The organism is Pseudomonas koreensis (genome assembly GCF_036668835.1).
Lineage (GTDB): Bacteria > Pseudomonadota > Gammaproteobacteria > Pseudomonadales > Pseudomonadaceae > Aquipseudomonas > Aquipseudomonas koreensis_I.
The window spans coordinates 1-562 of record NZ_JAZEVW010000028.1 but is presented as its reverse complement, the minus strand read 5'-3'; the positions used below and the strand labels follow the sequence as shown (position 1 = coordinate 562).

Here is a 562-nt window from a genome sequence, read left to right as displayed (position 1 = left end):
TGTATGTACCGGAGACATGGTGGACACATGTTCGGAGACATGGTGGACGGTTTTAGATCTTCTTACCTGCCGTCACGATCTGCAAGTTCAAGTCGATTCGAGCGACACGATGTCTACTCCAGTAGACATCGTGGATGCCGTCCTCCTTCGTCTCCCTGATCGCTATGCACCTGCCATAAAAAGCCTTTCCGATCTTGTATTCCCGATTCCTCCAGAAGATTTCGCCTCCCACCTGTACCTTCCTGACCACATCCGCGTCGTTGTACTCCGGTTCCGCCGGTCGCTCCTGATATTCCCGTGGGCTGCCACTGTAACGAGCCGCCGGCACCGCCATGCCCAGCGCCTGATGAGGGCGTTTCTGGTTGTAGATGTCGCGCCAGGTATCAAACGCCCGTTGTGCGTCGTCGAGATCGGTGAAAAACCGGCCTTGCAGGGCTTCATTTTTCAGGCTGCGGTGGAAGCGCTCCAGTTTTCCCTGAGTCTGCGGATGATAAGGCCGGGAATGACCGACCTTAATGCCCTGGCTCATCAGCCAGACTTCCAGCGCAGTATAAACGCCAGT

At 55.7% G+C, this 562-nt stretch carries 1 protein-coding gene; it reads right to left on the bottom strand.

Annotated elements, in window-relative coordinates; genetic code table 11:
- Positions 1-52: 52 nt before the first annotated feature.
- The coding region (locus V6F91_RS27160) for an integrase core domain-containing protein (protein WP_332769924.1) at positions 53-562 on the bottom strand (510 nt) is incomplete at its 5' end.